The sequence below is a fragment of the Brevibacillus panacihumi genome (assembly GCF_003710985.1).
Classification (GTDB): Bacteria; Bacillota; Bacilli; order Brevibacillales; family Brevibacillaceae; genus Brevibacillus; species Brevibacillus panacihumi.
The window spans coordinates 97,459-114,071 of the sequence record NZ_RHHT01000007.1 but is presented as its reverse complement, the minus strand read 5'-3'; the positions used below and the strand labels follow the sequence as shown (position 1 = coordinate 114,071).

The 16,613-nt window shown below is 52.3% G+C and carries 15 protein-coding genes and 1 rRNA gene; 2 read left to right on the top strand and 14 right to left on the bottom strand.

Going from position 1 to position 16,613, the window contains the following annotated elements:
* The 7 genes from EDM58_RS05525 to groES all read right to left on the bottom strand — a co-directional run.
* Positions 1-164 (bottom strand): 16S ribosomal RNA (locus EDM58_RS05525); the annotation flags it as partial.
* Between the two features lie 259 nt (positions 165-423).
* Entirely contained in the window at positions 424-1,209 is a 786-nt protein-coding gene (locus tag EDM58_RS05520; RefSeq protein ID WP_122912463.1) for an HAD family hydrolase, read from the bottom strand.
* Complete coding sequence (locus EDM58_RS05515) at positions 1,206-2,027, bottom strand: carbohydrate ABC transporter permease (RefSeq protein WP_122912462.1); 822 nt, start codon at positions 2,025-2,027, stop codon at positions 1,206-1,208. Before EDM58_RS05515 ends, EDM58_RS05520 begins: the two co-directional genes overlap by 4 nt.
* 10 nt (positions 2,028-2,037) lie before the next feature.
* Positions 2,038-2,997 carry a carbohydrate ABC transporter permease gene (locus tag EDM58_RS05510; protein ID WP_023556649.1) on the bottom strand — a complete coding sequence of 320 codons (960 nt, stop codon included), beginning with the start codon at positions 2,995-2,997 and terminating at the stop codon, positions 2,038-2,040.
* Positions 2,998-3,086: 89 nt separating this feature from the next.
* Positions 3,087-4,400: an ABC transporter substrate-binding protein gene (locus tag EDM58_RS05505; protein WP_246000548.1), complete on the bottom strand. Its 1,314-nt coding sequence runs from the start codon at positions 4,398-4,400 to the stop codon at positions 3,087-3,089.
* A gap of 197 nt (positions 4,401-4,597) precedes the next feature.
* Positions 4,598-6,226 (bottom strand): chaperonin GroEL, encoded by a 1,629-nt coding sequence (gene groL, locus EDM58_RS05500; protein WP_122912461.1) that lies wholly within the window; start codon positions 6,224-6,226, stop codon positions 4,598-4,600.
* 59 nt (positions 6,227-6,285) lie between these two features.
* Entirely contained in the window at positions 6,286-6,570 is a 285-nt protein-coding gene (groES, locus tag EDM58_RS05495) for a co-chaperone GroES (RefSeq protein ID WP_023556652.1), read from the bottom strand.
* Positions 6,571-6,830: 260 nt separating this feature from the next.
* Here groES and EDM58_RS05490 point away from each other — a divergent pair, with 260 nt between their 5' ends.
* On the top strand, positions 6,831-8,186 hold the full coding sequence (locus tag EDM58_RS05490; protein ID WP_122912460.1) for a CAP domain-containing protein: 1,356 nt from the start codon (positions 6,831-6,833) through the stop codon (positions 8,184-8,186).
* Positions 8,187-8,217: 31 nt separating this feature from the next.
* On the opposite strand, the gene EDM58_RS05485 is transcribed toward EDM58_RS05490, so the two are convergent.
* The 6 genes from EDM58_RS05485 to EDM58_RS05460 form a co-directional block, all read right to left on the bottom strand.
* Positions 8,218-8,691, bottom strand: a complete 474-nt coding sequence (locus tag EDM58_RS05485) for a hypothetical protein (protein WP_246000547.1) — start codon at positions 8,689-8,691, stop codon at positions 8,218-8,220.
* A 90-nt stretch (positions 8,692-8,781) separates the two neighbouring features.
* Positions 8,782-9,567: a twin-arginine translocase subunit TatC gene (gene tatC, locus EDM58_RS05480; protein WP_122912459.1), complete on the bottom strand. Its 786-nt coding sequence runs from the start codon at positions 9,565-9,567 to the stop codon at positions 8,782-8,784.
* Positions 9,568-9,585: 18 nt separating this feature from the next.
* Positions 9,586-9,987 carry a twin-arginine translocase TatA/TatE family subunit gene (gene tatA, locus EDM58_RS05475; RefSeq protein ID WP_122912458.1) on the bottom strand — a complete coding sequence of 134 codons (402 nt, stop codon included), beginning with the start codon at positions 9,985-9,987 and terminating at the stop codon, positions 9,586-9,588.
* Between the two features lie 41 nt (positions 9,988-10,028).
* The gene (locus EDM58_RS05470) at positions 10,029-11,030 is read right to left on the bottom strand and encodes a molybdopterin-binding protein (protein WP_122912457.1); all 1,002 of its coding nucleotides are present in this window, start codon (positions 11,028-11,030) and stop codon (positions 10,029-10,031) included.
* Positions 11,024-11,539, bottom strand: coding sequence for a MogA/MoaB family molybdenum cofactor biosynthesis protein (locus EDM58_RS05465; RefSeq protein WP_023556658.1), 516 nt, complete (start codon positions 11,537-11,539; stop codon positions 11,024-11,026). The genes EDM58_RS05470 and EDM58_RS05465 overlap by 7 nt, the downstream gene beginning before the upstream one ends.
* Positions 11,540-11,638: 99 nt before the next feature.
* Positions 11,639-12,205 carry a 5-formyltetrahydrofolate cyclo-ligase gene (locus EDM58_RS05460; protein WP_122912456.1) on the bottom strand — a complete coding sequence of 189 codons (567 nt, stop codon included), beginning with the start codon at positions 12,203-12,205 and terminating at the stop codon, positions 11,639-11,641.
* 86 nt (positions 12,206-12,291) lie between these two features.
* Between EDM58_RS05460 and EDM58_RS05455 the strand changes: the two genes are divergently transcribed.
* Complete coding sequence (locus EDM58_RS05455; RefSeq protein WP_122912455.1) at positions 12,292-14,223, top strand: ABC-F family ATP-binding cassette domain-containing protein; 1,932 nt, start codon at positions 12,292-12,294, stop codon at positions 14,221-14,223.
* 3 nt (positions 14,224-14,226) lie between these two features.
* Here EDM58_RS05455 and EDM58_RS05450 read toward each other — a convergent pair whose 3' ends face one another.
* Complete coding sequence (locus tag EDM58_RS05450) at positions 14,227-16,491, bottom strand: hypothetical protein (RefSeq protein WP_122912454.1); 2,265 nt, start codon at positions 16,489-16,491, stop codon at positions 14,227-14,229.
* Between the last annotated feature and the right edge of the window lie 122 nt (positions 16,492-16,613).

The window sequence follows — 16,613 nt, the reverse complement described above, 5'->3', positions numbered from 1 at the left end:
TCCGGTATTAGCATAAGTTTCCCTATGTTATCCCAGTCTTATGGGCAGGTTGCCTACGTGTTACTCACCCGTCCGCCGCTAGGGTCCGAAGACCCTCGCTCGACTTGCATGTATTAGGCACGCCGCCAGCGTTCGTCCTGAGCCAGGATCAAACTCTCCAATAAAGTTTGTTACTGGTTCAAAGCTGGCAAATCATTTAATGATAGACTCATCAACGCTTTCGCTGTTCAGTTTTCAAAGAGCATTTTGCGATGTCGACGTTTCAGTGCCGACCCTTTTAACTTTATCATGTCTCGCCCTGAAAATCAAGAGGTTTTTTTAAAGTGAATCGTGTTTTTTCATTCTCTTTAAAAATACTCTCAAAAGCGACATGGACTATCATAGCAAGTTGAAATCGAAAAAGCAAGGGTAAATTTTAAAATACTAGCCTCCTTTCCATTCCCTTAGCAAAGAAAGCAATTCTCGCACCGAAAAGACTACCACTCTGGGAGTGAAAAGATCAGGAAGAACGTCAGTAGAATGCGTTTCTCCACTCTCTTTCCCCCATTTGTCCAAACACCACTGCAATACCCTCTGGTCTGTAGCACGCCTTTCCGGTTCAAGATCAATGCCTTGGCCATCAAGCGACCTTTCTATAAGTACGGATACCACGTTGCACTTGTTTGCCAATTGAACGTCGTGATCCAGACGATCCCCTACATGTGCAAACACTTCACCAGGCAGCGTACGGAAAACAGCCGGGTCAGGTTTTCCTGTCCCTACTCGCTCTGGGGTTATCACTGCTTCGAACAATGGGAGCAACCCCAGCGCTTCCATGACAGGAGCCTGATATTTATAAAATCCGTTCGTCACGACCGCCAGTGAAAAACCCAGCTTTTTCATCTCCTCCAACGCCTCTGCAATTCCACTTTCCAACAAGTGCACTTTGGGATGGACGCAATGTTTTTGGACTAGGCTTTCAATATCACAAGGCTTTTCGATGCCAAGTCGAGCGCACAATCCCTCCAGCATCTCATCCCAATCGTACGCTTCGACATACCTGCCTTGCCTCATACGCCGTTCATGTTCCGCCACCAGTTCAGCGACTGTATCATAAGGCCTTCCCAACTTCCCGGAGACTGTCTGCGCAATCTCCGGAAACACCCATTTGCCAAAAGGATTCTGCATCAACGTGCCATCTAGATCAAATGTGATCCATTGCTTGGTCATTTTATCGCCCCCGAGGTCAGTCCTTCAATAAATTGCTTGGAAGCAAACAGGAACGCCACGATCATGGGCAAGGAGGAGATCGTCAAGCTGGCAAACAGCAGATTCCACTCTGTATCGTACTCCCCGAACAAGGTCAGTACCCCGAGCGGAATCGTACTTAATTCCTCGCTTTTCAAAAAGATGAGCGGGTAGAAAAAGTCATTCCAGACGCCAATCAGATGAACAATCCCGACCGTAGCCAAAGCAGGCTTCATCAATGGCAGGATGATCTTGTAGTACACCTGGAAGCTGTTGCAGCCATCCAGCCTGGCGGACTGGTCCAATTCTGTAGGCAAGGTGCGGAAAAAACCGTAAAACACGAAAACAGCAAACGGAATTCCTCCCGCCACGTACAAAATTACCAGCGAGGTCAGCGTATCCAGCAGATTGAGCTGCAGCATGATCATATACAGCGGCAAAATCGCCAGCTTCATGGGAAGCATCAATCCGATCATAAAGAAAAAAAGCACGAACGGGTTCCAGCGAAACGAAAAGCGCGAGAGGTAAAAGGCTGCCAATGACGAGATGAACAGGATAAAAAATACGGAGAGCGCGCTCACGTACACACTGTTCCACACATATGACCCAAAGCTGACCTTCTCCCACACCAGGACGTAGTTCTCAAAAGAAAACGAATGCGGCAATCCCAGCGGTGAAGTCAATATCTCCAAATTGGATTTAAAAGAAGAAGAGATCATGAGAAACACCGGATACAGCATCAGAAACGAAAACAACAACAGAATCAGATATTTTGCGTATTGACCAAAGCGCGCTGTCATGTTCTCCCTCCTATTGTTCATATTCCTTGCGCTTGAAGAAAAAGAGCAGAATGGCAGTCGCACTGGAAATCATCAAAAAGAGGACGACAGCCAAGGCCGAGCCCAGCCCGATCGATTCCCCTCCATCGACAGATCCAAACGCCAGCCGATAAAAGAAGGTAGCCAGCACATCCGTAGAAAAATAAGGACCCGCCTGTGAGCCTTGCATCGCAAAGATCAATTCAAAGGTTTCAAACGCTCCGATGAAAGTAAGAATGGTCATGACCATAATCGAAGGCATCGCCAACGGAATGGTCATCTTCATCAGCATTGTGAAGCCTGAGGCGCCGTCCATCTTGGCTGCATCGTAGATCTCCGACGGAATCGCCTGCAGACCAGCAAGGAAAATCAGCACGGCAAAGCCCAGCCCATACCAGCCGTTTACGAGGATAATGGTATACAGTGCCGTATTGGGATCGCCCAGCCACGGCCGCGCCAGCTCCTCCAAACCGATAAAACGCAAAAATGTATTCAGAGCCCCGTAAGTCGGGTTCAAAATCAGACTGAATAGAAAGCCGACGACAATGACAGAGAGCAGCTTCGGTAAAAAAAGAACCGTTTTGAAAAACTCTTTGCCGCGGATTTTGCTGTTGATCAATAAAGCGAGCAGAAAGGCGACGATCAATTTTGCCAATACCGTACCAATGAAGAAGATGACGTTGTGGCCAAGCGCGCGATAAAACGTCTCCTCAAACGGCGCTTCCGTAAAAAGCCGGACAAAATTCCCGAGCCCGATAAACTCGCCTCGGCGCAAACCATTCCACTCAAAGAAACTGTTTAAAAACGCTGAAAATATCGGATAGACCTGAAACCACACATAAAAGAGAAGCGCGGGAAGCAAAAACAAGTGCACCAGATGCTTTTTCCAATTCGTTCTTTTTCGCTTGGACGTCTTTGGCTGAATCTCCGTCGTTTTCTCCAGTACAGGCATTCGGCTCAATCCCTCCTTATACGAGCAGATACAGTCAAGCGACGAAGCCTGACTGTATCGCTCCACTTGCTGTCATTTGCTCTTCCTTGTTACTTCTTGGGCTTAAACCACTTGTCAGCGGAAGCCTGGGCTGCTTCGGCCACCTGATCAACCGTAAGTTTATTGATGTACAAGCCCTGCAGCGAGTCCTCAAAGGTCGTTTTGGTCGTCGGTGTGCCTTCCCCAAAGTGAACGAGCATCATATAGCTGGTCATGCTCTTCTCGCTGAGCTGGGTCATTTTTTGCACCAGCGGATGCTTAGGCGTTACGCCTGGAATCGCGCTCAGACGATTCAATTCATCACTAAACAACTGCCCAAACTCCTTGGAAGCCAAAAACTCGATAAACAGCTTCGCCTCTTCCGGATGCTTGGTCGCCTTGGCAATGCCGTAGGATCCGTCCACCCAGTTGATCATCGGAGTTTCTCCGCCCTTCTCTTTTGCCAGAGCAGGGAGAATGTCGATCGGCATGCCCGGGTTCTGCTTCTCAAACGTCTCCAGACGGTAGCTGCCGTTGATGTACATAGCGGCTTTGCCTGTATAGAACAGGGCCTGCGCATCCTTGTCGTCAATCGCAATAAAGTCAGGCGGGAAATACGGTTCGAGATCCTTCATCCGCTTGATGGACTCTTTGAAAGCCGCATCCGTCAGATTGATTTCGCCGGAAATGAGCTTTTGCACGTATTCTTCGCCGCCGTATGCGCTTGGACCGAGAACGCTGTGGGCGATGGAGAGCAGGTAAGCGGCTTTGCCTGCTTGTGCGATCGGAACGATTCCCTTTTGCTGCAATGCCTGGGAAACCTGCAGAAGCTCTTCCCATGTCGTCGGGGGCTGCAAATTGTTTTCTTCAAAAAGCTGCTTATTGTAAAAAATGACAGCCGAGTTGATGGATAGCGGTACACCGTATACCTTGTTGTCCGAGCCACGTGCTGCATCCAAATACGATTGCGGAATGTCCTTGACGCCTTTGGCATCATCGATCGGCAGCAAATAGCCGGCGTCGGCGATCGAAGTGGCCCCTGAATACGGTCGAAGCTGAACGATGTCTACACCGGTCCCGGATGTAAGCGAGTTCGTCAGGATCGTATTGTATTCCGTGGATTTAAAGGAACGAAACTTCACTTTGATGTGTTCATGCTGCTTTTCGAACTCGGTAATGAATTTCCCGTACGCATCCTTGTCCTCTGGACGCCAGCTGTACATCACCAGCTCCACCGGCTCCTTCTTGGCCTCTTCTGCTGCGGGCTGCTGCTGTGGCTGTGCAGCATTCTGTTCTCCTGGAGCAGATGTCGAAGTATTGCTGCTGCATGCGGATAAAATCAGCATCAGTACAGCGCTAAACAACCAAATCCCTACACGTCTCACCGTTCAATCGCCTCCACGTTCGCTAATTGTTGATTGCTCATATGTGTAAAGCATTATGTAGAAATATTTTATAATATTATAATAATTCACGAAATATTTTTTCAACTGTTTATTCCAAATTTTCAGATGATTATTCAAAAAAAAAGAAACAGACATTAAAGTCTGCCTCTTTTGCGAAACGGTTTTGAAGCCGTTTCTTACATCATGCCCATTCCGCCCATGCCGCCCATGTCTGGCATAGCTGGACCTTTGTTTTCTTCTGGTTTGTCCGCGATTACCGCTTCTGTAGTCAGGAACATAGCCGCTACAGATGCAGCGTTGGAGAGTGCGGAACGAGTTACTTTCGCAGCATCCACGATACCAGCCTCGAGCATGTTCACATACTCTTCGGTAGCAGCGTTGAAGCCGATGCCTACTGGTTCGTTTTTCAGACGCTCTACGATGACAGAGCCTTCCAGCCCTGCGTTCGCAGCGATTTGACGTACTGGCTCTTCCAGAGCGCGGAGGACGATTTGTGCCCCTACTGCCTCTTCGCCATCTACGTCCAGAGCGGCTACTGCTTTGATCACGTTGATCAATGTAGTACCACCGCCAGGTACGATACCCTCTTCTACTGCTGCACGAGTAGAGTTGAGTGCGTCTTCGATGCGGAGTTTTTTCTCTTTCAGTTCGGTTTCAGTTGCAGCACCCACTTTTACAACCGCTACGCCGCCAGCCAGTTTAGCCAGACGCTCTTGCAGTTTTTCGCGGTCGAATTCGGAAGTGGTGTCTTCGATTTGTTGACGGATTTGTGCTACGCGGCTTTCGATAGCAGCCTTGTCGCCAGCACCTTCCACAACAGTGGTGTTTTCTTTGGTAACCACGACTTTGCCAGCGCGGCCCAATTGTTCCAGCTTGGTGGATTTCAGATCCAGACCCAGCTCTTCTGTGATCACTTCGCCGCCAGTCAGTGCAGCGATGTCTTGCAGCATTGCTTTGCGGCGGTCGCCAAAGCCAGGAGCTTTAACAGCTACCGCTGTGAAGGTACCGCGCAGTTTGTTCACCACGAGAGTAGCCAGCGCTTCGCCTTCTACGTCTTCCGCGATGATCAGGAGAGGTTTGCCGCTTTGTACCACTTGCTCCAGTACAGGCAGAACTTCCTGGATGTTGGAGATTTTTTTATCGGTGATCAGGATGTAAGGGTTGTTCAGAACCGCTTCCATCTTGTCAGTGTCAGTGATCATGTAAGGGGAAGCGTAGCCGCGGTCAAACTGCATACCTTCTACAACTTCCAGCTCAGTTGCGAAACCTTTGGACTCTTCAACGGTGATAACGCCGTCTTTGCCCACTTTTTCCATTGCTTCAGCGATCAGGTTTCCAACCTCTTGATCGTCAGCGGAGATAGCCGCAACTTGAGCGATCGAGGATTTGTTCTCAACCGGCTTCGCGATGGATTTGATTTCTTCTACTGCAGCACGAACAGCTTTTTCCATACCGCGACGGATTACCATCGGGTTAGCACCAGCTGTTACGTTTTTCAGACCTTCACGGATCATGGCAGCAGCCAGAACAGTTGCAGTGGTTGTACCGTCACCCGCGATGTCGTTTGTTTTGGTGGCTACTTCTTTTACGAGTTGCGCACCCATGTTTTCGTAAGCATCTTCCAGCTCGATTTCCTTCGCGATGGTCACACCGTCATTGGTGATCAGCGGGGAGCCGAATTTTTTCTCCAGTACCACGTTGCGTCCTTTTGGACCAAGTGTTACTTTTACCGCGTTTGCCAATGTTTCCACACCGCGGAGCATTGAGCGGCGAGCGTCTTCAGAGAACTTGATTTGTTTTGCCATCGATTCTCTACCTCCTGCTTTATGTGTTTTCCTAACGGTATCCTATGTGAAGGAACGAATTAGCCGACGATCGCGAGGATATCGGATTCGCGAAGCACCAGATATTCTTTGTTATCCACTTTCACTTCAGTGCCGGCATACTTGGAGAAAATCACCTTATCGCCTTCTTTTACTTCCAACGCGATACGCTCGCCGTTGTCAGCAACACGACCGGAGCCTACAGCGATAACGCGGCCTTCTTGCGGTTTTTCCTTTGCCGTGTCAGGCAGAACGATCCCGCTAGCGGTCGTTTCGTCTTTGGAGATAGCTTCGATTACCACACGGTCACCCAATGGCTTCAGCACTAAAAACACCCTCCTCAAAAAATGTAGGTTAAGAAAGTTTGTTGTTAGCACTCGACTTGAGCGAGTGCTAACACCCAATTCCTATAATAATGAATCACCTTTTACTTTGCAAGTGGTTTCCCTCACATTTTTCCATCTATCTGATCTCTCAACTCTCTCTAGCAGGAAGCAATTTTCTAGCAATGAGGTTCTAGCAATCATTTGCGCTCATATAATCAAGCATAGAGTGTAGTCAAGACGTCCAAGGAGGGACCCAAAACATGCGAAATTGGTTTTTACTTGGTGTGATAGCGCTTGTGATCTTCGGAATCAGCCGTCTCTTTTCGGCAGACACTCCATCCCCGATCCAGGTAAATGTCAATTCTGCCAAAGCCGTCTACTGGGATGGTCAAGCGCTCCCTATTCCAGAAGCCAAGAATCCGGCAAAAGGCGATAATGCCCCGCCCGCTACCATCGAATATCAAGGGAATCTGTACGTCCCGCTCACCATGGTGGGTGAATGGCTGGACAAGCCCGTCGGCTGGGACCCGCATACATCCATGGCCTGGGTCGGACAAGCACCGGCAGCTCCTGCCACAACAGTAGCGGACGCAGGCGCCTCCGCGATCAAGCCTGCAGTCCCGCCTCAAACGGCTCCCTCAGAGCCTGCTGCCATTGCTGCGAGCGCGAGCCATCTCCCAGCCGCTCCGAAAGCGACAGCTCCTGCTGAAGCAAACGAAGCTTACCACCTCTTCGGAATCAAACTCGGCATGTCAGCGCAACAGGTGAAGAGCATACTCGGCGAGCCCAATCGCACAGAACCAAGCAGTCTGGGGTATCAATGGTGGGTCTACAACAAGGATTTATCAAAATATCTGCAGGTAGGCATCGCAGGAGATCAGGTCGTCGATCTCTACTCCAACGCACCGACGGCCAAGCTTGGCGGCACAGGCATCGGAGCCAGTCTGAAATCGATTGCGAGCAAGCATTCCCTGCAAAACGTCGTCTCCTTTTCCTACATGGGAGCAAACATCCAGATCACCAATCAGAAGCAGCAGCGTCCGCTGGTTCTAAAAGACGGAACACCCTTGATCTTCTACCTCGACAAGCAAAACAGCGACAAAGTAACGGCATTGCGGATGATCAACACCCAGATGCTGCTGCGCGGCGGCTTTTATGAAACCAAATGGACCTACACAGGAAAAGCCCCCAACTTCGATCCTCCTCCCCTGACAATCAAGCAACGGGAGCTGGTCAACGCCGCCAATGAACGCCAATTGCTCGACCTGGTCAACGTCGTCCGCTATCGCTACAAGCTTCCTGCGCTTTCCTGGCATGAAGGAGCCGCAGAGGTCGCACGCCAACATAGTCAGGATATGATGACAAATGACTTTTTCGACCATATTTCTGCCACGAGCGGCATGGACCCCTTTGCCCGCTTGAAACAGGCAAACATCCGCTACACCATGGCCGGGGAAAACATAGCGGCTGGCTACCCGGATGCCATCGAGGCGCATGAGAGCTGGATGAACAGTCCCGGCCACCGCAAGAACGTGCTGGAAAAAGGATTTACCCAGCTCGGTGTAGGCGTCGTCACGGATTATTTCACGCAAGCCTTTCTCACGTTGCCGAAATGAGTCGCCTACAACCACGAACCCGGCTTCCCTCTCAAGGACGCCGGGTTCCTTTTTCTGTCTTTGGCAAATGAAGCTGCTCACGTATTGCATCCACCTGTGCGGAAAACTCGACCAGGACCGTCTCCTCCTGCTTGGTATGCAAAATCAGCCACGGCTGACGTCCTCCCGACTTCGGCATGATGACAAACATGGCGGTGATCTGGGTATCCAGATTGGAGGCCTGATGCACCAAGCGTTTGGGGGGAGCAAGGGGAATTTTCACGATCATGGCATTCTCCAGCGAAGGGTTCAGGTCCAATACACGACCGCTCACACTGTCGAGAATGCGCTGCGCCTGCTGCTGAAAAGCTGAAGAATTGGGGAAAGTCCTGACGACCTGCTGTTTGTCTGTATCAAACAATTCCACTTCTTCAGCCTGAATGCTTTGTTCCGCCGGTTGTGCCGCAGCTGCCTCAGCTGGAACAGGGGATAGGAGCAGGGCCGCACAAAGAATCCACCGAATCACGGCGCACCTCCCTTTTCATACCGTATTAGTATATCCGGGTACGAAAAGGTAAAACGTGGCCAATAAAAAAAGTCCCCACTCTCGGAGGACTTAAGCTTCGCCTTGACTGCTGACTTCATCTGTTTGGGTGCGGTATTCCTTTTCCCATTCTTCATCCTTCTTCAACTGCTTGCGGTAGACAATCCGAGAAAGCCAGGTGCTGATCTCATACAAAACAATCAAAGGAACTGTCACCAGCACATCGCTCATGATATCTGGCGGAGACAACGTAACACCGATGACTGTCAGAAGAAAATAAGCGTACCGCCGCAGCTTGGACAACCTCGCAGGATTGAGAATTCGCAGCCGCGTGAGGAACATCACGATGATCGGCAGCTGGAACAGAACCCCGAACGGCAAGACCATATTGAACATGAAGCTGAAAAATTCCCCGATGCCGTAGTTGGGATTTACCCCCATACTGCCTGTCAGATTGGACATGAACTGCATCAGCATCGGAAATACAACATAGTAGCCGAACAGAATTCCCGCGACAAAGAGGAAAAAGGCGGCAGGGATAAAATACAGCGTTCCGCGGCGCTCGCTTTCCCGCAAGCCTGGGGACACAAAACGCCAAATATGGTACAAGGCAACCGGCAGAACCGCGACAATCCCTACCAGCACCGCTACCTGCATGTAGACGCGCAGCGCGTCAGAGGGATGCAGGGAAATAATCGGAACACCGTCGGCTATGGGTTGCTGCTTCAGGTATTCAATGAGCGGCCCTGCCAAAAAGAAGCCCACGATCAACGCCACTACAAATACGGCCAACACCCAGATGATTCGCTTGCGCAACTCTGTCAGATGTTCAACCACTGTCATTTCCTGATCGGCCATGGCAACCACCTTACCCAATTACGCTTTGTGCTGTTCTTTTTCAAGTTGCAGTCTTTCCTGCTCCAGTTTTTCGCGAATCTCCTTCTCAATGCGTTCACGCTCGATGCGCTCCCGCACTTCCCGCTCAATTCGTTCGCGGTCTATGGCTTCCTGATCTGCAGCTGCAGCCGTTGTCTTATCCGCAGACGAAGTGGACGCCGTTGTGGCAGCTGTTGTCGTCTTGGCAGACAGCTCCTTGGTTTTTGCCTTTTCCTTGTCCTCGTCTTCCTCATCGTCGCTGGTCAGGCTGCGAGTCGCGTTCTTGAACTCTTTCAAGGTATGACCTACTGCCCGGCCCAACTCAGGAAGCTTTTTGGGGCCAAATAATACGAGTGCTAAGACCAAAATAAGAATCAAACCAGGAATTCCAATCGTACTCATCGTGTTTCACTCCTTTTCCTGTTATATGCCAGTCTAACCAGCTAACACTTGCGTAAACCGCCGTATCCCAAGCGGGTCATATCTGGTTGCTCAATTTTTTCGCCTGCCAGGATGCGCGGCAAAAATACATCAAAGGATGTAAAAGGCTCATGCATGACCGCCCCGGGAAGTCCCAGGATCGGAGTCTCGCCATGATAAGCCACCAAAAGCATTGAGCCGGGCAGCATCGGTGTACCATAGCGAACGATTTGCGCACCGACGCCCGCAATCGCGCCAGGAGTCCGGTCGTCCGGATCGACGGACATGCCGCCTGTCGCCAGCACGAGATCGACTCCCTGCTCCAAAAACCACTTGATCTCCCGCTCAATCGCTTCTTTGTCGTCTGGTGCAAAACGTTGCTCGACCACTTCCGAACCAAGCGCTTCTACCTTGGAGCGGATGACCGGACCGAACTTGTCGGCAATCCTGCCGGAAAATACCTCGCCGCCTGTCGTTACCAGCCCAACGCGTTTTTTCTGGAACGGCTTCACTTCCACGATCGGATGCCCGAACGAGCGGGCCAGCTTCTCCAGCTCCGCAATTCGCGCTTCCTCGATAATCAACGGAATGATTCGGGTCGCCGCCAAAGTATCTCCCTGCTTCACTACCTGATCGCCGTAGATGGTGGAGAAGGCGATTCCCTCGAGCGCATTTACTGCATGGACGGCTTGTTCGTTGATTTTCGCCAGTCCGTGCCAGACCGCTTTCATGGACACCTTGCCTTCGTACGGCTCTGTCAGTGTCAAGCCTTGCCCGGATACAGCCTGGGCGATGCGCACACCTGCTTCTTCCTCGTGAATGAACCCTTCCGGCATGTCCAGCACGTAGATGTGTTCCTTCCCGATGGACAGCAGCGGTTCGATGTCTTCTGCCGTGACAATATGTCCTTTTTTGAACAAGCGCCCCTTGAACTCTCCGGGCAGAATTTGCGTCATATCGTGAGGAAGCATCATGCCGATTGCCTCACGAACAGGCACTTCCCGCATCTTCGGTTTTTCTACCAACCCAATCCTCCCCAATCCTCATTGGCTTCACCCGTCCCTTGCAGAATATGCAAAGCATCGGAAAGCATGTCTCCAATGGCATTAAAGCAAATCCCTACGCCTTTTGGGTTTCCTGGGAGATTTACGATCAACGAGTTGCCGCGTGTGCCTGCAACGGCACGTGTCAGCATAGCACGGCGGGATTGTTGCAGTCCAGCCCTGCGCATCTCCTCCGCCAGACCCGGTACAGGTCTGTCGATCACCCACGCCGTCACTTCCGGGGTCACATCGCGAGGACTCAGACCCGTTCCTCCCGTGACAATCAGCAAATCGCATTTTTCCCTGTCGACCAGCTCGATCATATTTTCCTTCAAGTCTTCCATATCGTCAGAAACTGCGCGGTATACCGCTACGTCTACCTGTAACCATTCACGTGTCAATTGGCGAATGATCGGGATGCGATCATCCTCCCGTTCACCAGTCGCAATAGAGTCACTAGCCGAAATTACGCCTACCTTCCATTTCCCCACAGCTACCAACCTTTCGTTTCTTCAATGTTAGTATTGTACACTTTTTTGCTCCCGCTGTAGATAGCAAGGCCCGAAAAGAGCACGCCTGACACAAAACCTTCACGAATGATAAAAACCCTCTTCCGTGACAAGCGCATCCAGCGGGATGTCATGGGACTCCATCGGCACCTGATCGACGACTTGTATCGAGAAGCATATTCCCACCAAAAAAGGACGGTGCTGCAAGTCTGCTAGAAAGCAGTCGTAATAGCCGCCTCCATACCCCATTCTTCCCCCTCGCCTGTCAAAAGCAACCCCTGGGACCAGGATGGCGTCCAGCCTGCTGCAATCTCCCTCAGTTGCCAGATCGGGATTGGGCTCCCAAATCCCGTACACCCCTTGCTTCAACATATGAGGTCCATCGTAGCGATAAGGAACCAAGCGCCTTTGGGCCGGAACCGTCAACGGCAGCCAGATTTCCACGCCCCGCTCCTTGGCTTCCTCTAGATAGGGCAAAATATCCAGTTCCTCGCCAAAGGGATGAAATGCCATCACGACCTGCGCTTGCGACAGCCGGTCACAGCGGAGCAGCTCTTGGCAGGCTTGCCTGGAAAAGCGTTCACGCTGCTCTTGGGACAGCGCGTTTCTTTTCTCCAATACGTGGTGACGAAGCTCTTTTTTCTCCATGTCTCTTCCTCCCCATGCCCCACAGGGTTGTCCCGTAAGCGCTCTCTAGGCTACACTTGAACATAGTTGACAAAGAGGTGAATGAAATGATCTTGCTGCAAGCAGAACATATAGAAAAAACCTATGGGGTCGAAACCATTTTACAAGACATATCCCTGCAAGTTCAAACAGGAGAACGCGTCGGATTGGTCGGTGTCAACGGCGCGGGGAAATCGACCTTGATGAAAATCCTGGCAGGCGAGTTGAGCTACGACAGCGGAACCGTCCGCATCCCCAAGGACGTCTCCATCGGCTACCTGGCGCAAAATGGCGGCCTGGAATCGGAGCGTTCGATCTGGGATGAGATGCTCAGTGTATTTACCCACCTGCAAAAGGAAGAACGGGAATTGCGCGAGCTGGAGGCGAAAATGGGCGATCCGAACGTGATTGCCGATTCCAAACGATATCAGCAGATCATGGAGGATTACGCCCATCGCGCAGAGGCTTTCAAGGAAAAAGGCGGGTACAGCTACGAGGGCTCCATCCGCGGCGTGCTCCACGGCTTGCGCTTTGCCGACATGGATTACCAGACGCCGATTCGGACGCTGAGCGGCGGTCAAAAGACGCGTTTGGCCCTGGCGAAGCTGCTCCTGCAATCCCCTACGATCCTGCTGCTGGACGAACCGACCAACTACCTGGACATCGAGACCCTCACCTGGCTGGAGAGCTATCTGCAAAACTACCAGGGCGCGATTCTCGTCGTCTCCCATGACCGTTACTTCCTGGACAAGCTGGTGACAGTCGTCTATGAAATCGAACGGACGCGGGCTACCCGGTACGTCGGCAACTACAGCCAGTTTCTCGATCAGAAGGCGGCGCGACTGGAACAGGATCTGAAGCGCTTCGACAAACAGCAGGAGGAGATCGCCAAGCTGGAGGACTTCATCGCGCGCAACATTGCCCGAGCCACGACGACCAAGCGGGCGCAGAGCCGCCGCAAGACTTTGGAGAAGATGGAGCGATTGGAAAAGCCGATCACCAAAAACAAGGCGGTCAGCTTCTCCTTTGAAGTCTCCAAAATGAGCGGAAATGTCGTCATGAAGGCAAGCAATGTCGCCATAGGCTATCCAGACGCGACCCTTTCACAAGGTCTTACCTTTGAGCTCGAGCGGGAAGAGCGGGTCGCGCTGGTGGGTCCCAACGGAATCGGCAAATCCACGCTGCTCAAAACCATCGTCTCCCAGCTGCCTGCCCTAAAGGGCGAGATCTCGTTCGGAAGCAATGTCACCATCGGGTACTACGACCAGGAGCATCGCAACCTCAATGAGCGCAGCACGGTTCTCGGGGAGATCTGGGATGAATATCCGCAAATGCTGGAGAAAGACGTCCGGACTCTATTGGGCAATTTCCTGTTCAGCGGCGACGATGTGCAGAAGAAGATCTCTGACTTGTCCGGCGGCGAGCGGGCACGGGTCTCATTGGCCAAGCTGATGCTCAAGCAAGCCAATTTCCTGATCTTTGACGAGCCGACCAACCACCTGGACATCTACAGCAAGGAGGTCCTGGAAAATGCCCTGGACGAATATCCGGGCACGATCCTGTTCGTCTCCCATGACAGGTATTTTCTGAACAAGATAGCCAGCCGCGTGCTGGAGCTGTCGCCAACTGGCGTGACGAGCTATCTCGGCAATTACGACTACTTCGTGGAAAAGAAACAGGAACTAGCCGAGCTGGCGGCAGAGCAGATGGCACAGCCAAACAAAAAGACGGGAGTGGCTCCCGTCCAGGCGGAAAAATCATCCTATGAGCTTGATAAAGAGGCCAAGCGGCGCGAGCGTCAGCGTCAGCGCCGCCTGGAAGAAATCGAAGAGACGATCCAGAAGCGGGAGAATGACATCAGCAGATGGGAAGAGGAGCTCTGTCTTCCCGAGATCTACAGCGACCATCTTCTGGCCAAGGAGCGCAATGATCAAATCCAAGCGGCGAAGGAAGAGCTGGAGCTGCTATATGACGAGTGGAGCCAGCTTTCCGGTGATTAGGCTTCAGTCGCCGACCTCCCGGCTATTCGCCCCCTCTGTCTGCATGGCTGACTCTGCGGGAGCTCCCAGAGCAGCGTAGAGCGCCGGGACGACCATAAACATGATGCAGGTCGCAGCTGTCACGATGCCGGAATCATTCAAGACCAATCCAGCGAGCGAGCCCGCGATCACCCCGGCAAAGCCTTTGGCCAGATACGGGTAGTCCTGCGCCAGATGCCCCAGAAAGCGATCATTTCGCAAGGAGAGCACACCGAGCACGAGGAGCGAGACGACGAACACCTTGCTCCAGATCGAGACGCGAATCAAGCGGATATTCATCTCCAGCTTTCGTTCCAGCATCTGGGCCACCTGCGCCCAATCGCCAGAGACGATCTGCTGCGATACCCGCCCTACATGCGTCAGGGGCTGATCCGTCAAAAGACTGCCCGCTATCAATACCAGCACACCACTCACGAGGCCGCCTGCCAGAAGCAGGAGGCCTTTTTTGCCCAGCTTCCATCCCGACAGCCTTGACCCGGCAACAAAAAATCCAACCAGTCCGGCTAAAAAGCCGCCCGCGTCCGTCCCCAAGTGGGGAGCCACCATATAATACAGCACAATCGCGAACAAGACCGCCGAAATCACCGGGATCACCTGACGGCTCCAACCCTGCCGCTTTTCCCGAGTACGGTCGATTTGGTACAAGGCCGCGACCAGCAGTACGGTGCTGCCGATCAATACCCCTTCGTACTCATTCCCTAATCCGTAAAAGCGGGCGCCTATGACCGGGTCATATCCGAGGTACGATTGGCCCATCAATTTTGCTCCCGTCCATCCATCCAGCAGCAGGCCAGCCACAGTCAAACCGCAAACGACCGCAACGATTCGAGACAACGGAAGGATCTCCATCAGAAAGGCGAGCAGCAGGGAGGTCATAATCAACGCTCCCAATACGACGATTCCCGATACCTGCCAGGTCAATGCCGCCTCGGCCAGCAGCAAAAAGGGGAACCAGAGCATAGCCAAGAGAGCCAGACGCATTCCGCGGCGAAGCTTCTCTCCCGCCTCGCCCATGCCGTGTTTTCTCCCCCATAGCCAAAGCGCGACCGCACCTGCGAGGGTAATCATCTGCAGCATCACATAGGTGTACAGCACAGAGGAGCGTGTCGCATAGGTATGGTGAATTCCCTCCACCTTTTGAAAGAATGAAGCAATATCTGTCCCGCTATCCTGGATGCGCAGCGTATGTCCAGCCAGCCCCTTTGGCTGTGGCACTTGCAACCAAGACAACAGGGTTGGCAGAATATCGAGTCCACTCACCAGTCCGGGCTGTCTGGTGGTCGCCGAGGTGAGCAGGCCGCTTTCTTCGTTTCGCCACACCAGAATGGGCGGCAACAGCTTTTTCTCCTGTGTGGCCTGGGCATGCACCGCTGGCGTGACTACCATGACGGTCTGATTTTCAGCTCGTGCTGACAAGAGTTGATCCAAAAAAACCGACCAATCCCGCATAATGCGATCGTAGGAACGCTCAAACTGGTTCGGTTCCATCGCATCTGCCAACTGATACAGGCGGGCCAGATCCGACAGCTGCACAGTGATCAACCCTGGGCCCTTGTTTTGGTTGGCTGCGATGCTGCTTAGCAGTTTCTCGTAATGGGTTCGGATTCCATGGGGGTAGTCCTCAGTAGATGATGCAGTCCTTGCATACAGATCGCCATGCGGTACACGTCCCAACTCATCCATGGCAAAAAGAATGGCGTGCCGCTGCCGGACGTCCTCGTAGTCGCCGGACCCGTATGCTGTCACCGGGATCTGATGGGCTGCAAGCACGCTGCCCAGAAGGCCGATCTGCGGCGTGTAAGGCTTGTCCCGATTCTCCGCATGAAGCCGGAAAATACCCGGAAAGACAATTTGGGCGTCTGCAGGATCCAGTCCAAGCTTTGCTGCCCATACACCCGCCGTTTGATTGCCCTGAAGGATTTCCCCTCTTTCATAGGCGGTACCGCTTCGCTCCGTGTAGAGCGCTTGCGAGCCGCCTCCCATTAGAAGATAGGCATTAGCCGCTGTACGCGCGCCTGGCGACCGGATCGACAGCGCCCCGATTCCCGCCTGCTCCAGCCAACTGTCCACATGTGGATAGGTGCGCCACCTCTCCAGATCGGCAAAAGACATCCCTTCCAAGAACAGGAGTATCACCTGCGGGCCTTGCGCTGTCTGACGCGCCTCCGATTTTGGGACCATGGTCAACAGCAATAATACTGACAGAAAAATGAGGCATTTTCTCTTCACTTTGCTCCCTCCTGTTGATAACACTGCCTGCTTTATCCACATATTCCACAGAATAATCCACAGGAACCGGGCTATTTTCCCGGTCATTTTTTATAGTTATCACCAGTATTCACAGGGGGAGC

Excerpts from the sequence above, each read along its gene's own strand:
- tatC (WP_122912459.1), bottom strand. The coding sequence starts at position 9,567 with ATGGCCGATCAGGAAATGACAGTGGTTGAACATCTGACAGAGTTGCGC.
- EDM58_RS05520 (WP_122912463.1), bottom strand. The coding sequence starts at position 1,209 with ATGACCAAGCAATGGATCACATTTGATCTAGATGGCACGTTGATGCAG.
- EDM58_RS05460 (WP_122912456.1), bottom strand. The coding sequence starts at position 12,205 with ATGGAGAAAAAAGAGCTTCGTCACCACGTATTGGAGAAAAGAAACGCG.
- groL (WP_122912461.1), bottom strand. The coding sequence starts at position 6,226 with ATGGCAAAACAAATCAAGTTCTCTGAAGACGCTCGCCGCTCAATGCTC.
- EDM58_RS05510 (WP_023556649.1), bottom strand. The coding sequence starts at position 2,997 with ATGCCTGTACTGGAGAAAACGACGGAGATTCAGCCAAAGACGTCCAAG.
- EDM58_RS05490 (WP_122912460.1), top strand. The coding sequence starts at position 6,831 with ATGCGAAATTGGTTTTTACTTGGTGTGATAGCGCTTGTGATCTTCGGA.
- EDM58_RS05515 (WP_122912462.1), bottom strand. The coding sequence starts at position 2,027 with ATGACAGCGCGCTTTGGTCAATACGCAAAATATCTGATTCTGTTGTTG.
- EDM58_RS05455 (WP_122912455.1), top strand. The coding sequence starts at position 12,292 with ATGATCTTGCTGCAAGCAGAACATATAGAAAAAACCTATGGGGTCGAA.
- tatA (WP_122912458.1), bottom strand. The coding sequence starts at position 9,987 with ATGAGTACGATTGGAATTCCTGGTTTGATTCTTATTTTGGTCTTAGCA.